This window comes from Enterobacter asburiae (genome assembly GCA_011754535.1).
Classification (GTDB): domain Bacteria; phylum Pseudomonadota; class Gammaproteobacteria; order Enterobacterales; family Enterobacteriaceae; genus Enterobacter; species Enterobacter cloacae_N.
Window position 1 is genome coordinate 3228557 of the sequence record JAAQVN010000001.1, and the last position, 20420, is coordinate 3248976.

Annotated in this window: 21 protein-coding genes; 10 read left to right on the plus strand and 11 right to left on the minus strand. The window is 57.8% G+C overall.

Annotated features, from left to right (window positions below; translation table 11 throughout):
- The first annotated feature begins 53 nt into the window (after positions 1–53).
- Positions 54–794 (plus strand): HTH-type transcriptional regulator MlrA, encoded by a 741-nt coding sequence (gene mlrA / locus HBM95_15230; protein NIH44280.1) that lies wholly within the window; start codon positions 54–56, stop codon positions 792–794.
- 69 nt (positions 795–863) lie between these two features.
- Complete coding sequence (locus HBM95_15235; GenBank protein ID NIH44281.1) at positions 864–977, plus strand: protein YohO; 114 nt, start codon at positions 864–866, stop codon at positions 975–977.
- Here HBM95_15235 and HBM95_15240 read toward each other — a convergent pair.
- The 5 genes from HBM95_15240 to bglX all read right to left on the minus strand — a co-directional run bounded on the left by HBM95_15240 (position 952) and on the right by bglX (position 7148).
- Positions 952–1689 (minus strand): ABC transporter permease, encoded by a 738-nt coding sequence (locus HBM95_15240; GenBank protein NIH44282.1) that lies wholly within the window; start codon positions 1687–1689, stop codon positions 952–954. The genes HBM95_15235 and HBM95_15240 overlap by 26 nt on opposite strands.
- Entirely contained in the window at positions 1673–2623 is a 951-nt protein-coding gene (locus tag HBM95_15245) for an ABC transporter ATP-binding protein (protein NIH44283.1), read from the minus strand. The genes HBM95_15240 and HBM95_15245 overlap by 17 nt, the downstream gene beginning before the upstream one ends.
- Positions 2616–3773, minus strand: coding sequence for an ABC transporter permease (locus HBM95_15250; GenBank protein ID NIH44284.1), 1158 nt, complete (start codon positions 3771–3773; stop codon positions 2616–2618). Before HBM95_15250 ends, HBM95_15245 begins: the two co-directional genes overlap by 8 nt.
- 12 nt (positions 3774–3785) lie before the next feature.
- Positions 3786–4703 carry an ABC transporter substrate-binding protein gene (locus tag HBM95_15255; GenBank protein ID NIH44285.1) on the minus strand — a complete coding sequence of 306 codons (918 nt, stop codon included), beginning with the start codon at positions 4701–4703 and terminating at the stop codon, positions 3786–3788.
- 147 nt (positions 4704–4850) lie between these two features.
- Positions 4851–7148, minus strand: a complete 2298-nt coding sequence (bglX, locus tag HBM95_15260; protein ID NIH44286.1) for a beta-glucosidase BglX — start codon at positions 7146–7148, stop codon at positions 4851–4853.
- 189 nt (positions 7149–7337) lie between these two features.
- Between bglX and dld the strand changes: the two genes are divergently transcribed.
- Together dld and HBM95_15270 are read left to right on the plus strand one after the other, a co-directional pair.
- Positions 7338–9086, plus strand: a complete 1749-nt coding sequence (dld, locus tag HBM95_15265) for a D-lactate dehydrogenase (GenBank protein NIH44287.1) — start codon at positions 7338–7340, stop codon at positions 9084–9086.
- Between the two features lie 112 nt (positions 9087–9198).
- Complete coding sequence (locus tag HBM95_15270) at positions 9199–9753, plus strand: N-acetyltransferase (GenBank protein NIH44288.1); 555 nt, start codon at positions 9199–9201, stop codon at positions 9751–9753.
- A 96-nt stretch (positions 9754–9849) separates the two neighbouring features.
- Here the strand turns inward: HBM95_15270 and pbpG are convergent, their stop codons facing one another.
- A complete protein-coding gene (pbpG, locus tag HBM95_15275; protein NIH44289.1) occupies positions 9850–10773 on the minus strand; it encodes a D-alanyl-D-alanine endopeptidase in 924 nt (307 codons plus the stop codon).
- A 167-nt stretch (positions 10774–10940) separates the two neighbouring features.
- On the minus strand, positions 10941–11528 hold the full coding sequence (locus HBM95_15280) for a YIP1 family protein (GenBank protein NIH44290.1): 588 nt from the start codon (positions 11526–11528) through the stop codon (positions 10941–10943).
- Positions 11529–11685: 157 nt separating this feature from the next.
- On the opposite strand from HBM95_15280, the gene HBM95_15285 reads away from it, so the two are divergent.
- Positions 11686–12258, plus strand: a complete 573-nt coding sequence (locus HBM95_15285) for a DedA family protein (protein ID NIH44291.1) — start codon at positions 11686–11688, stop codon at positions 12256–12258.
- Positions 12259–12330: 72 nt separating this feature from the next.
- Here HBM95_15285 and HBM95_15290 read toward each other — a convergent pair whose 3' ends face one another.
- The 4 genes from HBM95_15290 to HBM95_15305 form a co-directional block, all read right to left on the minus strand.
- Complete coding sequence (locus HBM95_15290) at positions 12331–13095, minus strand: SDR family oxidoreductase (protein NIH44292.1); 765 nt, start codon at positions 13093–13095, stop codon at positions 12331–12333.
- 50 nt (positions 13096–13145) lie between these two features.
- A complete protein-coding gene (mdtQ, locus tag HBM95_15295; protein ID NIH44293.1) occupies positions 13146–14564 on the minus strand; it encodes a multidrug resistance outer membrane protein MdtQ in 1419 nt (472 codons plus the stop codon).
- A gap of 152 nt (positions 14565–14716) precedes the next feature.
- On the minus strand, positions 14717–15649 hold the full coding sequence (dusC, locus tag HBM95_15300; GenBank protein NIH44294.1) for a tRNA dihydrouridine(16) synthase DusC: 933 nt from the start codon (positions 15647–15649) through the stop codon (positions 14717–14719).
- 41 nt (positions 15650–15690) lie between these two features.
- Positions 15691–16488, minus strand: coding sequence for an AraC family transcriptional regulator (locus HBM95_15305; GenBank protein NIH44295.1), 798 nt, complete (start codon positions 16486–16488; stop codon positions 15691–15693).
- 59 nt (positions 16489–16547) lie between these two features.
- On the opposite strand from HBM95_15305, the gene HBM95_15310 reads away from it, so the two are divergent.
- From HBM95_15310 to sanA, 5 genes are all read left to right on the plus strand, one after another.
- Positions 16548–17258: a type 1 glutamine amidotransferase gene (locus HBM95_15310; protein ID NIH44296.1), complete on the plus strand. Its 711-nt coding sequence runs from the start codon at positions 16548–16550 to the stop codon at positions 17256–17258.
- A gap of 184 nt (positions 17259–17442) precedes the next feature.
- Positions 17443–17838 carry a CidA/LrgA family protein gene (locus HBM95_15315; protein ID NIH44297.1) on the plus strand — a complete coding sequence of 132 codons (396 nt, stop codon included), beginning with the start codon at positions 17443–17445 and terminating at the stop codon, positions 17836–17838.
- A complete protein-coding gene (locus tag HBM95_15320) occupies positions 17835–18530 on the plus strand; it encodes a CidB/LrgB family autolysis modulator (protein NIH44298.1) in 696 nt (231 codons plus the stop codon). Before HBM95_15315 ends, HBM95_15320 begins: the two co-directional genes overlap by 4 nt.
- Positions 18531–18659: 129 nt before the next feature.
- Entirely contained in the window at positions 18660–19544 is an 885-nt protein-coding gene (gene cdd, locus HBM95_15325; GenBank protein NIH44299.1) for a cytidine deaminase, read from the plus strand.
- 126 nt (positions 19545–19670) lie between these two features.
- Positions 19671–20390, plus strand: a complete 720-nt coding sequence (sanA, locus tag HBM95_15330; protein ID NIH44300.1) for an outer membrane permeability protein SanA — start codon at positions 19671–19673, stop codon at positions 20388–20390.
- The last annotated feature ends 30 nt before the right edge of the window (positions 20391–20420 follow it).

Here is a 20420-nt window from a genome sequence, read left to right on the forward strand (position 1 = left end):
TCGGCAAAGTGGGTCTACAGTTAAGCTGGGGACGCGTAAGCCAGGGGGCAAATATGGCGCTTTACACAATCGGTGAAGTGGCACTCCTTTGTGATATCAATCCCGTTACCCTACGGGCGTGGCAGCGACGGTATGGATTGCTCAAACCGCAGAGAACGGACGGTGGTCATCGTCTTTTCAACGATGCCGATATCGACCGGATCCGCGAAATCAAAAGCTGGATCGACAACGGGGTGCAGGTCGGCAAAGTGAAGTCCCTGCTGAGCCACGACGACCCGGACACACAACATCTCTGGCGTGAACAGCAGGAAACCCTGCTGCGACTCCTGCAGGCCGGTAACCTGCAGCGCCTGCGCGCCTGGATCAAAGAGCAGGGGCGCGATTATCCGGCGAAAACGCTTATCACCCATCTTTTCATTCCGCTCCGTCGACGCCTGCAGTGCCAGCAGTCTACCCTGCAGGCGCTGCTCAGCATGCTTGACGGGGTGCTGATTAACTATATTGCCGTCTGTCTTGCCTCGGCGAAGAACAAGGCCGGAAAAGATGCGCTGGTGGTCGGCTGGAACGTGCACGATACCACCCGTCTGTGGCTGGAAGCGTGGATCGCCACCCAAAAGGGCTGGCGCGTGGATGTCCTTGCGCACTCGCTGGGGCAGCTCAAACCCGAGTTTTTCGACGGCCAGACCCTGCTGGTCTGGTGCGGCGAAGTGCCGTCCGCCTCGCAGCAACAGCTGCTGACGGAATGGCGTGAGCACGGTTATCCGGTTTATTCCCTGGGCCCGGATGAACCATAACGGCATTTAATGGTTCATTAACAGCTGCGCTTCACCGTATAATTGTTCCGTTAACAACAGGAGCACATGATGAAGGCAACCAAACTCGCCATTATTACCCTTTTTGTCCTGATGGCCGTAAGCGGTATCGGCGGCGTGATGCTGGCCGGGTACTCGTTTATCGTTCGTGGCGGTGTCGGCTGAGGTACAGCGCCAGCCGCTCAAAAAGGCGATCGACGACGATGGCTGCCAGCGCGACCAGCACCGCCCCCTGCACAATATAAGCCGTATTAAACCCGCTTAAGCCGATGATGATCGGCGTTCCCAGCGTATTGGCACCTACCGTAGACGCAATGGTCGCCGTCCCTATGTTAATAATCACCGACGTGCGGATCCCGGCAATAATAACCGGTGCCGCAAGCGGCAGTTCTACCTTGCGAAGCCGCTGCCAGCGGCTCATCCCCATTCCTTCCGCCACGCTTAATACAGACGCAGGGACCGCCGCAACGCCCGCCAGCGTGCCCTGGAGAACGGGCAACACGCCGTATAAAATCAGAGCAATAATCGCGGGCTGCTGACCAAAACCCATCACCGGCACCGCTATCGCCAGCACCGCCACCGGCGGAAACGTCTGCCCAATGGCCGCAACCGTCTCCACCAGCGGACGAAACTCCCGGCCCGCAGGTCGCGTGACCGCAATGCCCGCCCCTACTCCCAGCACCACCGCGATGACGCTTGAGAGCGCCACCAGCCAGAGATGCGCCAGGGCGAGGTTGATAAAGCTCTCCTGCTGATAGACCGGCCGCGGCAGCCCGGGAAAAAGGGCGTTAAACAGCGCCGCGCTGTGGGGCATCAGAAACAGTAAGGCGACAAAGAGCGCTGCCAGCCAGAGGAGCGGATCACGCAGTGCCTTCACGCGTCACCTCCCCGGCCAGCAGATCGCGAAAATGCAGGCTTCCGCACGGCGCGCCCCGGGCATCCGCCACAGGCAGGACTTCACACCGGCGCGCGACAAACGCGGAGAGGGCGTCCCGCAGGCTCATCTGCTCCTGTAGCGGTTCGCCGCTCACCGCTGTCTCCTCGGGACGCATATAGTCACCAACCGTCCGCAGTGAGAGCAGCCTCACGCCCAGCTCGCTGCGGCCAAAAAACTCGCGCACAAAGTCGTTCTTCGGCCAGGTTAATAGCTCAAGCGGCGCGCCCTGCTGCACCACCTCGCCGTGGTCCATCAGCACCAGATGGTCGGCCAGGCGCAGGGCTTCATCAATATCGTGCGTCACGAGGACGATGGTTCGACCGAGAATGCGGTGAATGCGGGTCATCTCCGCCTGCAGCGCCCCGCGCGTAACCGGATCCAGCGCGCCGAAGGGTTCATCCATCAACAGCACCTGCGGGTTGGCCGCCAGCGCGCGCGCCACGCCCACGCGCTGCTGCTGCCCACCGGAGAGCTGGTGCGGATAGCGATCGCGCAGCGCGAGCTCCAGCCCCAGCAGAGACATGAGTTCATCAACGCGGTCAGCGATTTTAGCCCGCGACCATTTCTCCAGCTGCAGCACGGTGGCGATGTTCTGCGCCACCGTCCAGTGCGGAAACAGGCCGATAGACTGAATGGCATAGCCCATCCGGCGGCGCAGCTCCAGCACCGGCAGGCTGCGGATCTCTTCTCCGGCAAAGCGGATCAGGCCGCTGTCGTGCTCAACCAGCCGGTTGATCATCTTCAGCGTGGTGGATTTTCCCGAACCCGATGTGCCAATCAGCACGGAAAACGCGCCCTCGGCAAAGTTCAGGTTCAGGTGGCTCGCCGCCGGGCGACCGGCAAAGGTTTTACTGACATCATGAAATTCAATCATTGGCTCTTCTCCTGAGCAGCGCGAGCCATAAGGCAAACAGCGCGTCGACGACAACCGCCAGCGCAATGGTGGGAACCACGCCCAATAACACCAGATCGAGGGCGCTGCTCAGCAGCCCCTGGAATACCAGCGCGCCAAAGCCGCCCGCACCAATCAGCGCGGCAATCACTGCCATGCCGACGGTCTGGACCGCCACCACCCGCAGGCTGCGCAGCAGCAGGGGCAGCGCCAGCGGAAGCTGAATCCTCCAGAAACACTGTCGCGCGCTCATGCCCATCGCATGGGCGCTTTCCAGCACATCCGGCGCGACCTGGCTTAATCCCGCGACCACGCCGCGCACCAGCGGCAGCAGCGCATACAGCACCAGCGCGATGAGCGCGGGCGTTAACCCCGTTCCGGCTATGCCGAGCGTTCCCAGCGCCGGGAATGACTTCACCAGTCCGGCCAGCGGGGCAATCAGCAGGCCAAACAGCGCAACGGAGGGAATCGTCTGGATGACATTGAGCACGGCAAAGACCCCACCCTGGCGTGAAGGATGACGATAACACCACATGCCGAGCGGTATCCCAAGCAGCAGAGCCGGGATCAGCGTGCCAAAAAGAATTGTCAGATGTTGCGCCAGGGCATCATCAAACACCTCCTGACGGTTGGCGTACTCTTTTAACAGCGAGAGATTATTTAGTTCCCCGCTGAACAGCAGGAACAATGGAATGCACCATATCTGCGCGTTGAGCACCCAGCGCCAGACGGCGCTGGAGATGAGTCGACGAATGGCATCGCTACTGGCCAGCAGACACAGCGCCAGCCACAGCCAGAGGCCGCTACCCACCGTGGTTCTCGCCAGCGGACTTTCCGCCGACGCCATATGCGTCGCTGCCTGCCCGGCGCCCCAGAACAGGACGATAAACAGCCCTTCAGCGAGGAGCAGCGTCAGCCACTGCGCCGTGCGCCCTTGCCAGAGCGACAGTGCAACCCACGCGCCCAGCGCCGCCGCCAGCCACCACGGCGTGAACGCCCACACTTCCCAGATATAGCGCCCTTCCCCCGACATCAGGCGGTTAGGCGCGACGTTCACAAACGGTAACGCGACCGCCGCGATGGCCACGCAGGCCAACAGCAGCAGTACGCGGTTATGACATTTTATTGGCACAGCCCTTTCCCGTTACTTCACAAGCCCTTGTTGTTTCAGGAAGTCGGCGGCCACTTTTTTGGCATCCAGTCCCTCGACGGCAATGCTGGCATTCAGCTGCTGCAGCGTTTTTTCATCCAGCTTTTCGAAGACCGGTTTGAGCCAGTCGGCAATCTCCGGATAGGCTTTCAGCACCGCCTCACGCACTACCGGGGTCGGGGCGTAAATTGGCTGTACGCCTTTAGGATCGGTCAGGGTTTGCAGGCCGAGCGCCGCTACCGGGCCGTCGGTGCCGTAGGCCATCGCCGCGTTAACGCCAGAGGTTTGCTGCGCCGCCGCTTTGATGGTTACCGCGGTATCCCCGCCCGCGAGCGAAAGCAGTTGCGCCTGGTCGAGCTTGAAGTCGTACGCTTTTTCGAACGCGGGTAGCGCGTCAGGACGCTCGATAAACTCCGCGGAGGCCGCAAGCTTAAAATCGCCCTTCTCTTTCAGATAGCGGCTGAGATCCGCAAGCGTAGTCAACTTACCTTTCTCCGCCACGTCCTTACGCACGGCGATAGTCCAGGTATTGTTGGCCGGGGCCGGGGTTAACCAGACCAGCTTGTTCTGCTCTGCGTCGAGTTTTTTGACTTTTTCATAGCCAGCTTTGGCATTTTTCCATGCCGGATCGTTTTCGTCTTTGAAGAAGAACGCGCCGTTGCCGGTGTATTCAGGGTAGATATCCAGCTCGCCGGAGGTAATCGCGCCGCGCACAACGGGCGTGGTGCCCAGCTGAACTTTATTGACGGTTTTCACGCCGTGGCTTTCCAGCACCTGGAGAATAATATTCCCGAGCAGCGCGCCCTCGGTATCGATCTTTGAGCCCACTTTTACCGGCTCCGCCGCCTGTAGCGGCAGGCTTAGCGCTGCGAGTAGCACCGCAGAAGCTACCATCCCCGTTTTAATCGTCATTCCGCTGTCCTCATTTTTTTATCGCCTTTTTCAGAGGCTTGAGAGAAAAGCGTAGCTTAAAACGGCGGATTTACCCGGCAAAATGCCTTTTTAGCATAAGGTAAGACGCATCCCCCGGAAGTCGGGGGATGCAAAGGGAAGGAAAGGTTACAGCAGCTCGAACTCGCCTTTATTCACGCGGGCGGAATCCACCCCGATAAAGACGTTAAACTTGCCCGGTTCCGCATCATATTTCATCTGCTGGTTCCAGAACTTCAGCGCGTCCACGTCAATCGGGAAGCTGATGGTTTTGGTTTCGCCAGGTTTAAGATCAACCTTTTCGAAACCGCGCAGCTGCTTCACAGGACGGCTCATCGACGCAGTCACATCCTGCACGTACATCTGAATCACCGTTGCCCCTTCGCGCTTGCCGGTGTTGGTCACCTCAACGCTGGCGGTAACTTTGCCGTCACGCTTCAGGGTTGGCACCGACATTTTCACGTCAGAGACCTTAAAGGTGGTGTAGCTCAGGCCGTAACCAAACGGATAGAGCGGGCCGTTAGCTTCGTCGAAGTAACGAGACGTGTACTTGTTCGGCTTGTCGGCGTTGTACGGGCGACCGGTGTTCAGGTGGCTGTAGTAGACCGGGATCTGCCCGACGGAGCGCGGGAAGGACATAGGCAGCTTGCCAGACGGGTTGTAATCACCAAACAGCACGTCGGCGATGGCGTTACCGCCTTCGGTACCGGCGAACCAGGTTTCCAGAATGGCGTCAGCCTGCTGGTCCTCTTTCACCAGCGCCAGCGGACGGCCGTTCATCAGCACCAGCACCAGCGGTTTGCCGGTGGCCTTAAGGGCGGCGATCAGATCGCGCTGGCTCTGCGGGATGGTGATGTCGGTGCGGCTGGAGGCCTCATGCGCCATACCCTGCGCTTCCCCCACGACCGCGACAACCACATCGGACTGCTTCGCGGTGTTGACCGCTTCGTCAATCATCTCCTTCGGCGTACGCGGATCGACCTTAACCGCTTCCTCGTACTGGTTAAGGAACGTGACGATGTCTTTATCGTCGGTGACGTTCGCCCCTTTGGCGTACACCACTTTGGCGTTTTCACCGACGGCGTTCTTGATGCCGGTCAGGACGGTGACGGACTGATCGGCCACGCCCGCAGCAGACCAGCTGCCCATCACGTCGCGCTTGCTGTCAGCCAGCGGGCCGACCACAGCAATGGTGCCAGATTTTTTCAGCGGCAGCGTATCGAGGCGGTTCTTCAGCAGCACCAGACTTTCGCGCGCCACTTCACGTGCTTCTTTACGGTGCAGGCGGCTTTCGGCGTTGGTATCAGCCGGGTCAGAATCTTTCGGGCCCAGATGGCTGTACGGATCGTTAAACAGCCCCATGTCGTATTTCACGTTCAGCACGTGGCGCGCGGCATCGTCCAGCTCCGCCATCGTTACCTTGCCGCTCTTCACCAGCCCCGGCAGGTATTTGCTGTAGTACTCATCGCTCATGCTCATGTTAATGCCGGACTTGAGCGCCACGCGCACCGCGTCTTCCGGGTCGGACGCCGTACCGTGTTTGATCAGCTCTTTAATCGCGCCGTGGTCGGAAACGGTGATGCCCTTAAAGCCCCACTGGTCGCGCAGGACGTCTTTCAGCAGCCAGGAATCGGAGGTCGCTGGCGTGCCGTTTAGCGAGTTCAGCGCCACCATCACCGCGCCGCTGCCCGCGTCCAGACCTGCCTTGTACGGCGGCATGTAGTCGTTAAACAGGCGCTGCGGGCTCATGTCGACGGTGTTGTACTCTTTACCGCCCTCGACGGCGCCGTAGGCCGCGAAGTGTTTGACGCTGGTCATCACCGAGTAGCGGTCCGCCGGGCTTTTGCCCTGCATCGCTTCCACCATGGTTTTGCCCATCGTGGCCGTTAAAAAGGTATCTTCACCGAAGCCTTCCGAGGCGCGGCCCCAGCGCGGATCGCGCGAGACGTCCACCATCGGCGCCCAGGTCATGTTCAGGCCGTCGTCCGCCGCTTCATAGGCAGACACGCGCCCGACGGTTTTCACCGCGTCGAGGTTAAAGGAGGAGGCCAGGCCGAGGCTGATGGGGAAGACGGTACGCTGGCCGTGCACCACGTCATAGGCGAAGAACAGAGGGATTTTCAGGCGGCTGAGTTCCATCACCTGATCCTGCATTTTACGGATATCCTGACGGGTGACGGTGTTAAAAATCGCGCCCACCTGGTTCTCTTTGATCATCTCGCGGATGGCCTCTTTCGGGTTATCCGGGCCGACGCTGATCAGACGCAACTGGCCGATTTTTTCATCGACCGTCATCTTCTTAAGCAACTCCGTGACAAACGCGTCGCGGGCTTCAGGCGTGAGCGGGTGATTACCAAACAAATCCTCTGCCAGCGCAGGTTGCAGCGCCAGGCTGACGGCAACACCTACAGAACATAGCCATTTCATGTTGTTATTCTCTCTCATCAATAACCGTGGGAAGCACCCGGCCAGACCGTGCGAAAAGCGCAGTGTGCCACAAACCCTCTGAACGTTGCAGGGTTATTCTCTGATTTTTCTCGTGAATACTCGACCGTTGAACAGTTAATCGCGCTATGCTTTACAGCGAGAAATTTGCCCCACCACAAGGAGTGGAAGATGACTTCTGTTCGAACTGACGATAACAAGACTTTTATTAACGAACTGTCGCGCCTGGTTGGCTCCTCTCACCTGCTTACTGACCCGGCCAAAACCGCCCGCTACCGTAAGGGTTTCCGCTCCGGTCAGGGCGAGGCGCTGGCGGTGGTCTTCCCCGGCACGCTGCTGGAGCTGTGGCGCGTGCTGAGCGCCTGCGTTGCCGCCGACAAGATTATTTTAATGCAGGCGGCCAATACCGGCCTGACCGAAGGCTCTACGCCGAACGGCAACGATTACGATCGCGATATCGTGATTATCAGTACCCTGCGCCTCGACAAGCTGCACCTGCTGGACAAAGGCGAGCAGGTGCTCGCGTTCCCCGGCACCACGCTCTACTCCCTCGAAAAAGCGCTTAAGCCGCTGGGACGCGAACCGCACTCGGTGATCGGATCCTCCTGCATTGGCGCCTCGGTGGTGGGCGGGATCTGCAATAACTCCGGCGGCTCGCTGGTACAGCGCGGCCCGGCCTACACCGAAATGTCGCTGTTTGCCCGTATCGACGAAAACGGCAAGCTGACGCTGGTGAACCACTTGGGCATCGATCTGGGCGTAACGCCGGAACAGATCCTCAGCAAGCTCGACGACGACCGTGTGAGGGACGAAGACGTACAGCACGACGGTCGCCACGCGCACGATCACGATTACGTCACCCGCGTGCGCGATATCGAAGCCGACACCCCGGCGCGCTATAACGCCGACCCGGATCGCCTGTTTGAATCCTCCGGCTGCGCGGGCAAGCTGGCCGTTTTTGCCGTACGCCTTGATACCTTCCCGGCGGAGAAAAAGCAGCAGGTGTTTTACATCGGCACCAATCAGCCTGAGGTTCTGACGGAGATCCGCCGTCATATTCTCGGTGAATTCACCCACCTTCCCGTGGCGGGCGAGTATATGCACCGGGACATTTACGACATCGCGGAGCGCTACGGGAAAGACACCTTCCTGATGATCGACAAGCTCGGCACCGACAAAATGCCGTTCTTCTTCACCATGAAGGGCCGCACCGACGCGATGCTGGAGAAGGTGTCGCTGTTCAAGCCCCACTTTACCGACCGCTTTATGCAGAAGCTGGGGAACGTTTTCCCTGCGCATCTGCCGGAGCGAATGAAAACCTGGCGTGATAAGTACGAACATCATCTGCTGCTGAAAATGGCCGGGGACGGGATTGCCGAAGCGCAGAGCTGGCTCACCGAGTTCTTCAAAACCGCCGAGGGGGATTTCTTCGCCTGTACGCCGGAAGAAGGCAGCAAAGCCTTCCTGCACCGTTTCGCCGCCGCGGGTGCCGCCATCCGTTACCAGGCGGTACATTCCGAAGAGGTGGAAGATATTCTGGCGCTGGATATCGCCCTGCGACGAAACGACACCGAATGGTTTGAGCACCTGCCGCCGGAAATTGACAGCAAGCTGGTGCACAAGCTCTATTACGGCCACTTTATGTGCTACGTTTTCCATCAGGATTACATCGTCAAAAAAGGGGTCGATGCACACGAACTGAAGGAGCAGATGCTCGCCCTGCTGCGCGAGCGCGGCGCACAATATCCTGCGGAACACAACGTTGGTCATCTTTATAAAGCCCCTGACGCACTTAAGCAGTTTTATCGCGAGAATGACCCTACAAACAGTATGAACCCCGGCATAGGGAAAACAACGCGGAAGAAATACTGGCAAGAAAGTGCAGATGCGGAGCAGCACATAACGCAAGCGTCTGATTAAACCCTACAGCCAAATTTGAGAGATTGTTTCGCGCGCCGTAATCGTAATAGAGTAGCGTTCAGTCGCCGGAGAAACCTTTCTCCGGCATTCGATAACGAGGAGCGGGCACGTCATGTCGGCTGTTGATGTTTTATCCGAAACCGAACTGGAAGTGCGCGACGCCCTTCCCGATGATGTGCATGCCATCGCAGCCATTTACGCCTGGCATGTGCTTCACGGACGCGCGTCGTTCGAAGAAGTTCCCCCCACCATAGACGAAATGCGTCAGCGCATGAAAAGCGTGGCCGAGAACGGTTTACCGTGGCTTGTCGGGCTGTACCGCGGGATCGTGGTGGGCTACTGCTACGCCGCCCCTTATCGACCGCGACACGCCTATCGCTATACCCTGGAAGAGTCGATTTACGTGGACGCCAGCATGACCGGACGCGGTTTTGGCACCGCCTTAATGAGCGCGCTAATCGCACGCTGCGAGCAAGGCCCGTGGCGGCAGATGATTGCCGTTGTGGGAGATGGCAATAATAATGCCGGATCGCTGCGGCTGCATAAAAAACACGGCTTCGAGATTGTCGGTCAGCTGCGCAGCGTGGGGTATAAGAAAGGCGACTGGCGGGATACGGTGATAATGCAGCGCCCGCTCAACGACGGTGACTGGACGCTGCCGGAATAAAAGCAGTGCGGTCTGGTGCCCTCACCCCGGCCCTCTCCCACAGGGAGAGGGAGAAAACATAAAAAACGGTAACATGCGTTACCGTTTTGCTTTTACCTAATCGTTCTGCGCCGTCGCCATCTGCTCCGCTTTCTGCTTTTTATACGTCAATGCCGCAGCCGGAACGGGCTGCACTTTCCCGGTCTCAATCCAGGTACGCAGGCGGCTCGCATCCGCAAAGTGGGTATATTTCCCGAAGGCATCCATCACCACCAGCGCCACCGGCTTACCGTTAAAAACCGTGCGCATTACCAGACAGTGTCCTGCCGCGTTGGTAAAGCCCGTTTTCGTTAGCTGAATGTTCCAGTTATCCCGGTACACCAGATGGTTAGTATTGCGGAACGGCAGCGTGTAGGACGGGTTCGCAAAGGTCGCCATCTCTTCACGGGTGGTACTGAGCTGACCAATCAGCGGATATTGTTTGCTGGCAATCAGCAGTTTCGTCAGATCGCGGGCCGTGGAGACGTTGTTAATCGACAGCCCCGTCGGTTCAACAAAATGGGTATTGCTCATCCCCAGCGCTTTGGCTTTGGCGTTCATCGCGCGGATAAACGCGTCGTAACCGCCAGGATAGTGGTGCGCCAGGCTCGCCGCCGCGCGGTTTTCGGATGACATCAGCGCCAGCAGCAGCATATTTTTACGGCTGATTTCGCTGTTCAGGCGCACGCGGGAGTAGATCCCTTTCATCTCCGGCGTGTGGCTGATATCCACTTTCAGCTTTTCGTCCAGCGGCAGATGTGCATCAAGCACCACCATCGCGGTCATTAATTTGGTTATTGAGGCAATAGGGCGCACCAGGTCCGGGTGGCTGGCGTAAATCACCTTATTGGTGTTGAGATCGACAATCATCGCGCTGCCGGACGCAATTTGCGGCTGGGCAGCAGCGGCGGTCACCGCGGGCGTTTTGGCGACGGCTGGCACAGCAGCTGACGCGCCCAGCAGCAGCGCCAGGCTAAGTAAAGAGACTCGAAATTTCAGCATGGTGAGACTTCTGATAATTATTCACGCACGTAATGACGTACACCGCCTGTGTCGACGGATAAACACAGGCTGGCTTCGGCATCATAGCGGTCACCGTGCTTTGTCGCCAGCGGATAATCGTGAACAGATGCTGCATTGCTGGCATTTACGCCAGCAATGCAGTGAGCTTAGAAGAGACGGTATCCATACCCCCAAAGAATAACCGTCAGCGCCAGTAACGCCTCCAGCACCAGCACCCCGATGGCAAGCGTGGAGCCGGAGAAGCTCAGGCCCTCTTCTTTGTTGATATTGAGGAAGGTAGGAACGCCCACATACAGCAGATACCCGGTATAAAAGAGGGCAATGGTACCGATCAGCGCGCACAGCCAGACCAGTGGATAGAGCGCAACAATACCGCTTAAGAATAGCGGGGTCGCGACGTATCCGGCGAAGATCATACAGTGTGCCAGCGATGGGCGTTGCGGATAGTTACGCGCCATCCAGTGAATCACGCGTCCCATAACTGCCACCCCGGCCAGCATCAGGCCATAAAAGAGAATGGCAAGATAGAGCCCGGTAAACCAGGAAAGCTGCACCACGGTGCCGTCACCGAAGTTCCAGCCAATTTGTGTTGTGCCAATAAACGCGCATATTACCGGCACCGCGGCCATGAGCAGCACATGGTGCGTGTAATGATGCGAGACCGTTTCGTTCTCACTTTTGATGACATGCATCTCACGATCGGGATGGGAGAAAAGTCCCCAGACATGGTTCATAGCGCCCCCTTGTTGTCGGCCCGTCAGCGATACCTTAAGTATAATGCAGGCTTTAGATTATTTTATGTACAGTGGGAAATTTCCGTTGATTGCCGCGCTGTTGATTCATGGGGTATATGATTAAACGAGGTACGCAGAGGGAGATAACACTTACGTAATGGATATTAACGCACTCATTGAACAATATGGATATGCCGCGCTGGTCATCGGCAGCGTGGCGGAAGGTGAAACCATCACGCTGCTAGGGGGCGTCGCCGCGCATCAGGGCTTACTGAAGTTCCCGCTGGTCGTCGCCGCGGTCGCGCTGGGCGGCATGATTGGCGATCAGCTGCTCTACTTCCTGGGGCTGCGCTTTGGCCCGACGCTGCTCAAGCGTTTCGCTAAACACAAAAAGAAAATCAACCGCGCGCAGCGCCTGATCCAGCGCCATCCTTACCTGTTCGTGATTGGCACCCGCTTTATGTACGGCTTCAGGGTTATCGGGCCGATACTGATTGGCGCCAGCCGCCTGCCGCCAAAAATTTTCCTGCCGCTGAATATTCTTGGCGCGATAGCCTGGGCGCTGATCTTCACGACGCTCGGTTATGCAGGCGGCGAGGTGATTGGCCCGTGGCTGCATAATCTAGACCAGCACCTGAAGCACTGGGCGTGGTTGATTCTGGTGGTTGTGGCGGTGATTGGGGTCAGGCTGTGGCTGAAGCATCGGGAAAAGGTGCGGGATGAGGAGTAGCCTGGTGCGGCCTGATGCCCTCACCCTAACCCTCTCCCCTTTGGGGAGAGGGCCGGGGTGAGGGGAAACCTGCTACCTCTCCGGCTTAAACTGCGGGTTCGCCAGCATAAAGCCCCCGTCGACGATAAACGATTGACCCGTTGTGTAGCTGGCATCGCTGTCGCACAGCCACGCCACCAGGCTGGCAATCTCTTTGGTATGGCCCGGCCTTGCCAGCGGGATTTCCGGCATTGACCCTTCCTTCACTTCGCTGTCGTCCATATCGTTCATCGGCGTGGCAATGGCACCCGGCGCGACGGCGTTCACCAGAATCTTATGCTTAACCAGCTCCATCGCCATGGATTTGGTTAAGCCGCCGAGCGCATGTTTCGCGGCCGTATAGGCGCAGGCCTCCGGCAGCGGGGTGTGCTCGTGCACCGAGGTGATGTTTACAATCCGCCCCCCTTTCCCCTGCTTCACCATTTGCCGTGCCGCAATCTGTGAGCAGAGAAACGCGCCATCCACGTCGACGGTAAAAATATTCCGCCAGTCGTCAAACGCCATCTCAAGGAATGGCGCTTTGGTCATCGCTCCGGCATTGTTAACCAGAACGTCCAGCCGCCCGAAACGCGCAATCAGCGTTTCAATGGCTTCCGCGCCGTCCGGGAGCGTGCTTAAATCAAGATGGATAGCCTCTGCGCGCTGCCCACGCGCTTCAACCTCACGGCAGGTTTCCAGCGCCCCTTTTTCATCGGAATGCCAGGTGACGCCAATATCAAACCCGCGCTCTGCGAGCATCAGCGCCGTGGTTTTACCGATCCCGGAATCCGATGCGGTTACAATAGCTACTCTGGTCATACTCACCTCCTGAAAAACTGCAAAGAGGTAAGTATAGATAATGGCCTTTTTTAGCCCTGGTGATACCCACCGCCCAGCGCTGAGGTCAGCTGCATCGTGGCGTCGAGATACTGGCCTTTCAGCATGACGCCTTCGAGACGTTCTTTCAGCGCCGGAATTCTGGCTTCGCTGACCCGCGAGCCCGCAATGATACCAGCGCTAAAATGCGCCTGCGCCAGCGCCACCACGCGCGCCGCGTCTTTTTCGACCTGCTGCTGGTGACGATTTTTTGCCGTCAGGGTTTCAACTTCACTGGCCGTACGCGCCACCTGATTGACGGCTTCGACCACAGCTTTGTTGTAGTTCGCGACAGAAAGGTTATTCTGCGCCTGGGCAATATCCAGCCTGGCGTTCAGCCTGCCGCTGTCAAAAATCGGCAGCGTCAATCCGGCGGTCACGCCCATCTGCTGCGCTGAAGAGCGAAACAGATCGCTCAGATGGAGGGCATCCTGCTGTAAGAACGCCATCAGGTTCACGTCAGGATAGAAAGCCGCTCTGGCGGCATCCACCTCGCTCATGGAGGCTTCGATATACCAGTGCGCTTCTTGCAGATCCGGACGGCGAGCCAGCAGTTCATAACCGAGCGTCGACGGTAACGAGGCTTCTGCGGCAGGCAACGGGTGGCGCGTAAGCGTTACGGAGGAAGAATTGGTCAGCGCGACCAGACGCGCCTCGACGGCTTTCATCTTCCCGTTGACTTCTGCCAGCTGCTCTTCGGTTTTATTGGCGTTGATATCCGTTTCAACACCCTCCACGGAAGAGGTGATCCCGTGCAGATACAGCTCGCGGTCGGCACCAATAATGTTGTCCTGTTCATGTTTGATCTGCGCGAGAACCTCCCTTGCGGTGGCCTGAGTTTGCCACTCCCAGTAGAGCCGCGCCACGCTGCCGGCCAGCAGCTGGCGGGTCTGTTCCAGCTCCGCTTTTTGCGCATTCACTTTGCCAATACGCGCTGCGATCCGGTCGCGGTTTTTACCCCACAGATCGAGATCCCAGCCCGCCGTCAGGCCAAAGGTGCCGTTGGTATACCATGGGCCAGTTGTACCCGCCGCCGGGTCGGTCAGGGCAAACGGCCCCATCAGCCCCTCTGCCGACATTTTTTGCCGTTCAACATCCGCAGAAAAATCCATCTGTGGGCCATCGGCTGCGATAGCGGCTCTGGCCTGCGCTTCGGCAAGCGTAATGCGCTGCCGGGCAATTTGCATATCGGGAGCATCCGCTATGGCTTTGGCAATAAGCGAATTTAACTGCGGGTCGTTATATTCTTTCCACCACTCATTTTTCGGCCAGTCCGCATGACGAAGTTGGGTATTAACGGAAGCGGCTGTCGTTTGCGTTTTGATTGGCGACACCGTGGAATGTTCCGGTGCGCACGCAGCCAGCATAAAAATAAGGGGAGCACTCAGAGATAAAATAAGAAAACGTTTCATTACGCCATGCACTCAAAAAAATAAAGGCGCAACTTACGCTTGATGACGTTCCATTTTTTAGTAACGCGTGGCAATCCGCAAATTGTCATACACTTACATAATCGGCAAAATATTCACTGTGTGAATTATTTATATTTAAATATAAGTACCGGTTATTTTGACTGTATAACCCGCGCAATATCAGCCGACGTTTGCAGCGTACGGATCTCCTGAAATAACCCCAGCGCTTCGCTGTACTCTTTGCGTAAATAACTCAGCCACTGTTTAATTCGCGCGACGTGATACAAACCGGTGTCGCCCTGCTTTTCCAGACTGCTGTATTTTTGCAGCAGCGTGACGACGTCTGCCCACGGCATCCGCGGCTCGTTATATTTCACTACACGGCTGAGGTTCGGCACGTTCAGCGCACCGCGGCCAATCATCACCGCATCACAGCCGGTAGCGTTCAGGCATGCCTGCGCGCTCTCGTAATCCCAGATTTCACCATTGGCGATCACCGGAATGGTGAGGCGTTTGCGGATCTCACCGATCGCCTGCCAGTTAATGCGCTCGGCTTTGTAGCCATCGTCTTTGGTGCGGCCATGCACCACCAGCTCGGTGGCCCCGGCCTGCTGCACCGCATCGGCGATTTCAAACTGCCGCGCGTCGCTGTCCCACCCCAGACGCACCTTAACCGTCACCGGCAAATGCGAAGGCACGGCCTCACGCATCGCCTTCGCGCCGCGGTAAATCAGCTCAGGATCTTTCAGCAAGGTCGCCCCGCCGCCGCTGCCGTTGACCAGCTTCGACGGACAGCCGCAGTTGAGATCCACCCCGTAAGAGCCCAGCTCAACCGCGCGGGCAGCGTTTTCCGCCAGCCACTCAGGATACTGGCCGAGCAGCTGAATACGCACCAGCGTGCCGGAAGAGGTCCGGCTCTGGTTGTGCAGCTCGGGGCACAGGCGGTAGAAGGATTTTACCGGCAACAGCATATCGACCACGCGCAGAAACTCCGTCACGCAGAGATCGTAATCGTTCACCTCGGTCAGAAGCTCGCGCACGAGGGAGTCGAGCACGCCTTCCATTGGAGCCAGTAAAACACGCATAGCAGTACCTGTGAAAAAAGACGCGCTATAGTAGCCGCTCTCTATATCGCTGGGAAGCGCTTCTGTTCAGGGAGAAAGTCGGCCGGCGTTGCCCCGACAATGGCGCGAAACGCCGCCGCAAATGCCGCCTGCCCGGAAAATCCCAGCATCCAGGCCACCTGCTTAACCGGGTATCCGTTGGCGAGCAGGTCCAGCGAGGCACAAATCCTTGCGCGCTGTCGCCAGGCCCGGAAGCTAAAGCCTGTATCTTTGATAAACGCGCGTGAAAATGTGCGTTCAGACATCGCGGCCTGTTCCGCCAGACTTTCCATAGAAACATCCCAGAGATTGTTGGCAATGATGTCACAGGCAACGCGATGTAACCGCTCATCAACGGGCATCGGTAATTCGGCCGAAATCTGCTGTGCCTCGCTGAGGATGTCGAGCAGCAAAACGGCCATGCTGCGCTGACTGGCTGGCCGGTATTGCGCACTGAACAGCCCGGCAATCAGCTCTTTGAACAACGATGTCGCCATAATCACGTGAACCTCTTCTTTCCGTGTAAAAGGCTCGCATTGCGATATCAGCGCGGGGCTAAACCAGACTGCGCGGAGCTCCGTGGTGGATAACACGCTGTAGGTGTGTTCCTGAAAGGGAGGGATCCACAGCGCGCGCTGAGGCGGTATGACCCAACGCTTATTGCCAGTTTCGACCAGCATCACCCCTTTGATGGCAAACAAAAGTTGCCCCTGTGAATGCCGGTGAGGGGGATCCACTTCGCCGCGCGTATAACTAATTGCCCCTCTGGACCATCCGATGGCATCGTCGTGAATTGGCGTTTTATCGATAACGGTTGGCATCTCACATTCCTCCCTTCCTCTTATGATGCTGCTTGTACACGTAACCGGAGAGAGACGCAATGCACATTCATTTTATCATTCATGAACATTTCGAAGCGCCAGGCGCCTATGAAATCTGGGGGAAAAATCGCGGCTGTAGCCTGAGCTACTCCAGAGTTTATCAGGGCGATCCGTTACCCGAAGACCTGGAGAGCACAGACTTGCTTATCATCATGGGAGGCCCGCAGTCACCTGCCACCACGCTTGAGGAGTGCCCCTGGTTTGATGCGCAGGCGGAAATGCGACTCATCGGCCGCGCAATAGGGGCGGGTAAAACGGTGATTGGCGTTTGTCTGGGCTCGCAGCTTATCGGTGAAGCGCTGGGCGCAGGGTTTTGCCAAAGCCCGAAAAAAGAGATCGGTAAATTTCCCGTCAGGCTCACAGATGCAGGCAAGGCGAACCCGCTGTTTGAGAATTTTGGCCTCGAGCTGAGCGTCGGTCACTGGCATAACGACATGCCAGGGTTGACGCCACAGGCTAAGGTGCTCGCTTACAGCGAGGGCTGTCCCCGTCAGATCGTGCAATATGGCGAACGGGTTTACGGTTTTCAGTGCCATATGGAACTGACGGCGGAGATCGTTGAGTTGCTGATTGAACATTCGCAGAACGATCTCCGCCGTGCGGATGAATTTCGTTTTGTCGAAACGGCGGAAAAACTACGCTCGCATGATTATCGCGAAATGAATCAGGTGCTGTTTTCTTTTCTCGATAAACTGACCGCCCTGCGCTGATGCATTCTCTGGCTCGTCACTTCGCCACCGCACTCCCTTTCCTCTAAACTGTAGCCTGCCCCTGTGCGGTGATACCGGACGTTCCATTCCGGAATGTCTGGTATGCTCAAATTTCATGATGTGATCCGTGGCACATTTTTAGGTTTAATTGTATGATGAATGCGTTTCAGCAAGGACTATCACCATGAGCAAATCATTGAACATTATCTGGCAATATCTGCGCGCATTCGTCCTGATTTACGCCTGCCTGTATGCCGGGATTTTCATCGCGTCGCTGCTGCCCATCACCATTCCCGGCAGCATTATCGGCATGCTAATCCTCTTTGTTTTGCTGGCGCTGCAAATCCTGCCCGCAAAATGGGTCAACCCCGGCTGCTTCGTCCTCATTCGCTATATGGCGCTGCTTTTCGTACCAATCGGCGTCGGGGTTATGCAGTATTTTGATTTGCTCAAAGCCCAGTTCGGCCCGATTGTGGTTTCCTGCGCGGTCAGTACGCTGGTGGTTTTCCTGGTGGTGAGCTGGAGTTCGCATCTGGTGCATGGCGAACGCAACGTGATCGGGGAGAAAACAAAAAAATGATGGCTAATATCTGGTGGTCGCTGCCGCTAACCCTGGCGGTGTTCTTCGCCGCGCGCAAGCTTGCCGCACGTTTCAAAATGCCGTTGCTGAACCCGCTGCTGGTGGCGATGGTGGTCATTATTCCGTTCCTGCTGCTCACCGGCATTCCTTATGAACGCTACTTTGCCGGCAGCAAAATTTTAAACGACCTGCTGCAGCCTGCCGTTGTGGCGCTCGCCTTTCCTTTATATGAGCAGCTCCACCAGATCCGCGCCCGCTGGAAATCCATCATTACCATCTGTTTTGTGGGCAGCCTGGTGGCGATGATCACCGGCACGTCGGTAGCGCTTTTGATGGGGGCCTCGCCGCAGATTGCCGCCTCGATTCTGCCAAAATCGGTGACCACACCTATCGCGATGGCTGTCGGTGGCAGCCTGGGCGGGATCCCGGCCATCAGCGCGATGTGCGTCATTTTCGTCGGTATTCTCGGTGCGGTGTTTGGTCACACCCTGCTGAACGGGATGCGTATTCATACTAAAGCGGCACGGGGACTGTCGATGGGGACCGCCTCCCACGCCCTGGGCACTGCCCGCTGCGCGGAGCTGGATTATCAGGAAGGGGCGTTTAGCTCGCTGGCTTTGGTGATCTGCGGAATTATCACCTCCCTGCTGGCCCCGTTCATTTTCCCGCTGATTCTGGCGGTGATGGGCTAAAATTTGCGATGCGTCGCGCAAATTTCATTTTGATTTCATAAGTTGCATACATAATGAGAAGTGGATCACATATAAAGCCCTGACGGCTCCGTAAACTACCGATCCATTAACCTTTATGAGGCAAACGCCATGCACCCACGTTTTCAAGCTGCTTTCGCCCAGCTTGCAGAGAATTTGCAGTCAGCCCTTGCTCCCGTTCTGGCAGATGCACACTTCCCCGCCCTGCTGACCGCGGAGCAGGTCACGGTGCTGAAACAGGCAACGGGACTGGACGAAGACGCGCTGGCTTTCGCACTGCTTCCCCTGGCTGCCGCCTGCGCGCGGGCCGATCTCTCCCACTTTAACGTCGGGGCCATTGCGCGCGGCGTCAGCGGCACCTGGTACTTCGGCGGCAATATGGAGTTCCTGGGCGCGACCATGCAGCAGACCGTTCACGCCGAGCAGAGCGCCATCAGCCACGCCTGGCTGCGCGGTGAGAAAGCCCTGAGCGCCATTACCGTTAACTACACCCCCTGCGGCCACTGCCGTCAGTTTATGAACGAGCTGAACAGCGGGCTGCAGCTGCGCATCAACCTGCCGGGACGCGCGCCGCACACGCTGGGCGATTACCTGCCTGACGCCTTTGGCCCGAAAGATCTGGAGATCAAAACGTTGCTGATGGACGAGCAGGATCACGGTTTCGCCCTGTCCGGCGATGACCTGAACCAGGCGGCCATTCGCGCGGCGAACAAAAGCCACACGCCTTACAGCAAGTCCCCGAGCGGCGTGGCGCTGCAGTGCCGCGACGGCCGTATCTTCACCGGCAGCTATGCGGAAAACGCCGCGTTTAACCCAACGCTGCCGCCGCTGCAGGGCGCGCTCAACCTGCTGAGCCTGAACGGCTACGATTATCCGGACATTCAGCGCGCCATTCTGGCCGAAAAAGCCGATGCGCCACTGATCCAGTGGGATGCCACCGCCGCGACGCTCAAGGCGTTAGGCTGCACGACGATCGACCGCGTCCTGCTGGCATAAACCTTCCGGCGGACAGAAATGTCCGCCACGTTGCTGAAAAACCCCTCAGTTGAGTCGCTGTTTCTTGCGCTAACCAGGCGGGTAAAGTAGCCTGAGTTAAATTTCATCCACGAACGAGCCATCTCCATGTTAAAGCGCGTTTTTTACAGCCTGTCTGTCCTGGTCGGCATACTGCTGTTTATCGTGCTGGGTCTCGATCGCTGGATGAGCTGGAAAACCGCCCCCTACATCTTTGACGATCTGCAGGACCTGCCCTATCGTCAGGTTGGCGTGGTGCTCGGCACCGCCAAGTATTACCGCACCGGGGTGATCAACCAGTACTACCGCTACCGCATTCAGGGCGCGCTGAACGCCTACAATAGCGGCAAGGTGAACTACCTGCTGCTGAGCGGCGATAACGCCCTGCAAAGCTATAATGAGCCGGTGACGATGCGGAAGGATTTGATTGCCGCTGGCGTCGATCCTGCCGATATCGTGCTCGACTACGCCGGATTCCGCACCCTGGACTCCATCGTGCGTACGCGCAAAGTCTTCGACACCAACGACTTCATCATCATCACTCAGCGCTTCCACTGCGAGCGCGCGCTTTTTATCGCGCTGCATATGGGCATTCAGGCGCAGTGTTACGCCGTGCCGTCGCCAAAAGATATGCTGAGCGTGCGCGTCCGCGAGTTCGGCGCGCGTTTTGGCGCCCTGGCCGACCTCTACATTTTCAAACGCGAACCTCGCTTTCTCGGCCCGCTGGTGCCGATCCCGGCGATGCATGAAGTACCGGAAGACGCGCAGGGTTACCCGGCCGTCACCCCGGAGCAACTGCTTGATATGCAGAAAAAAGAGAAAAAATAGCCCGCCTTTATACTTTCTTTACGCCGGGCC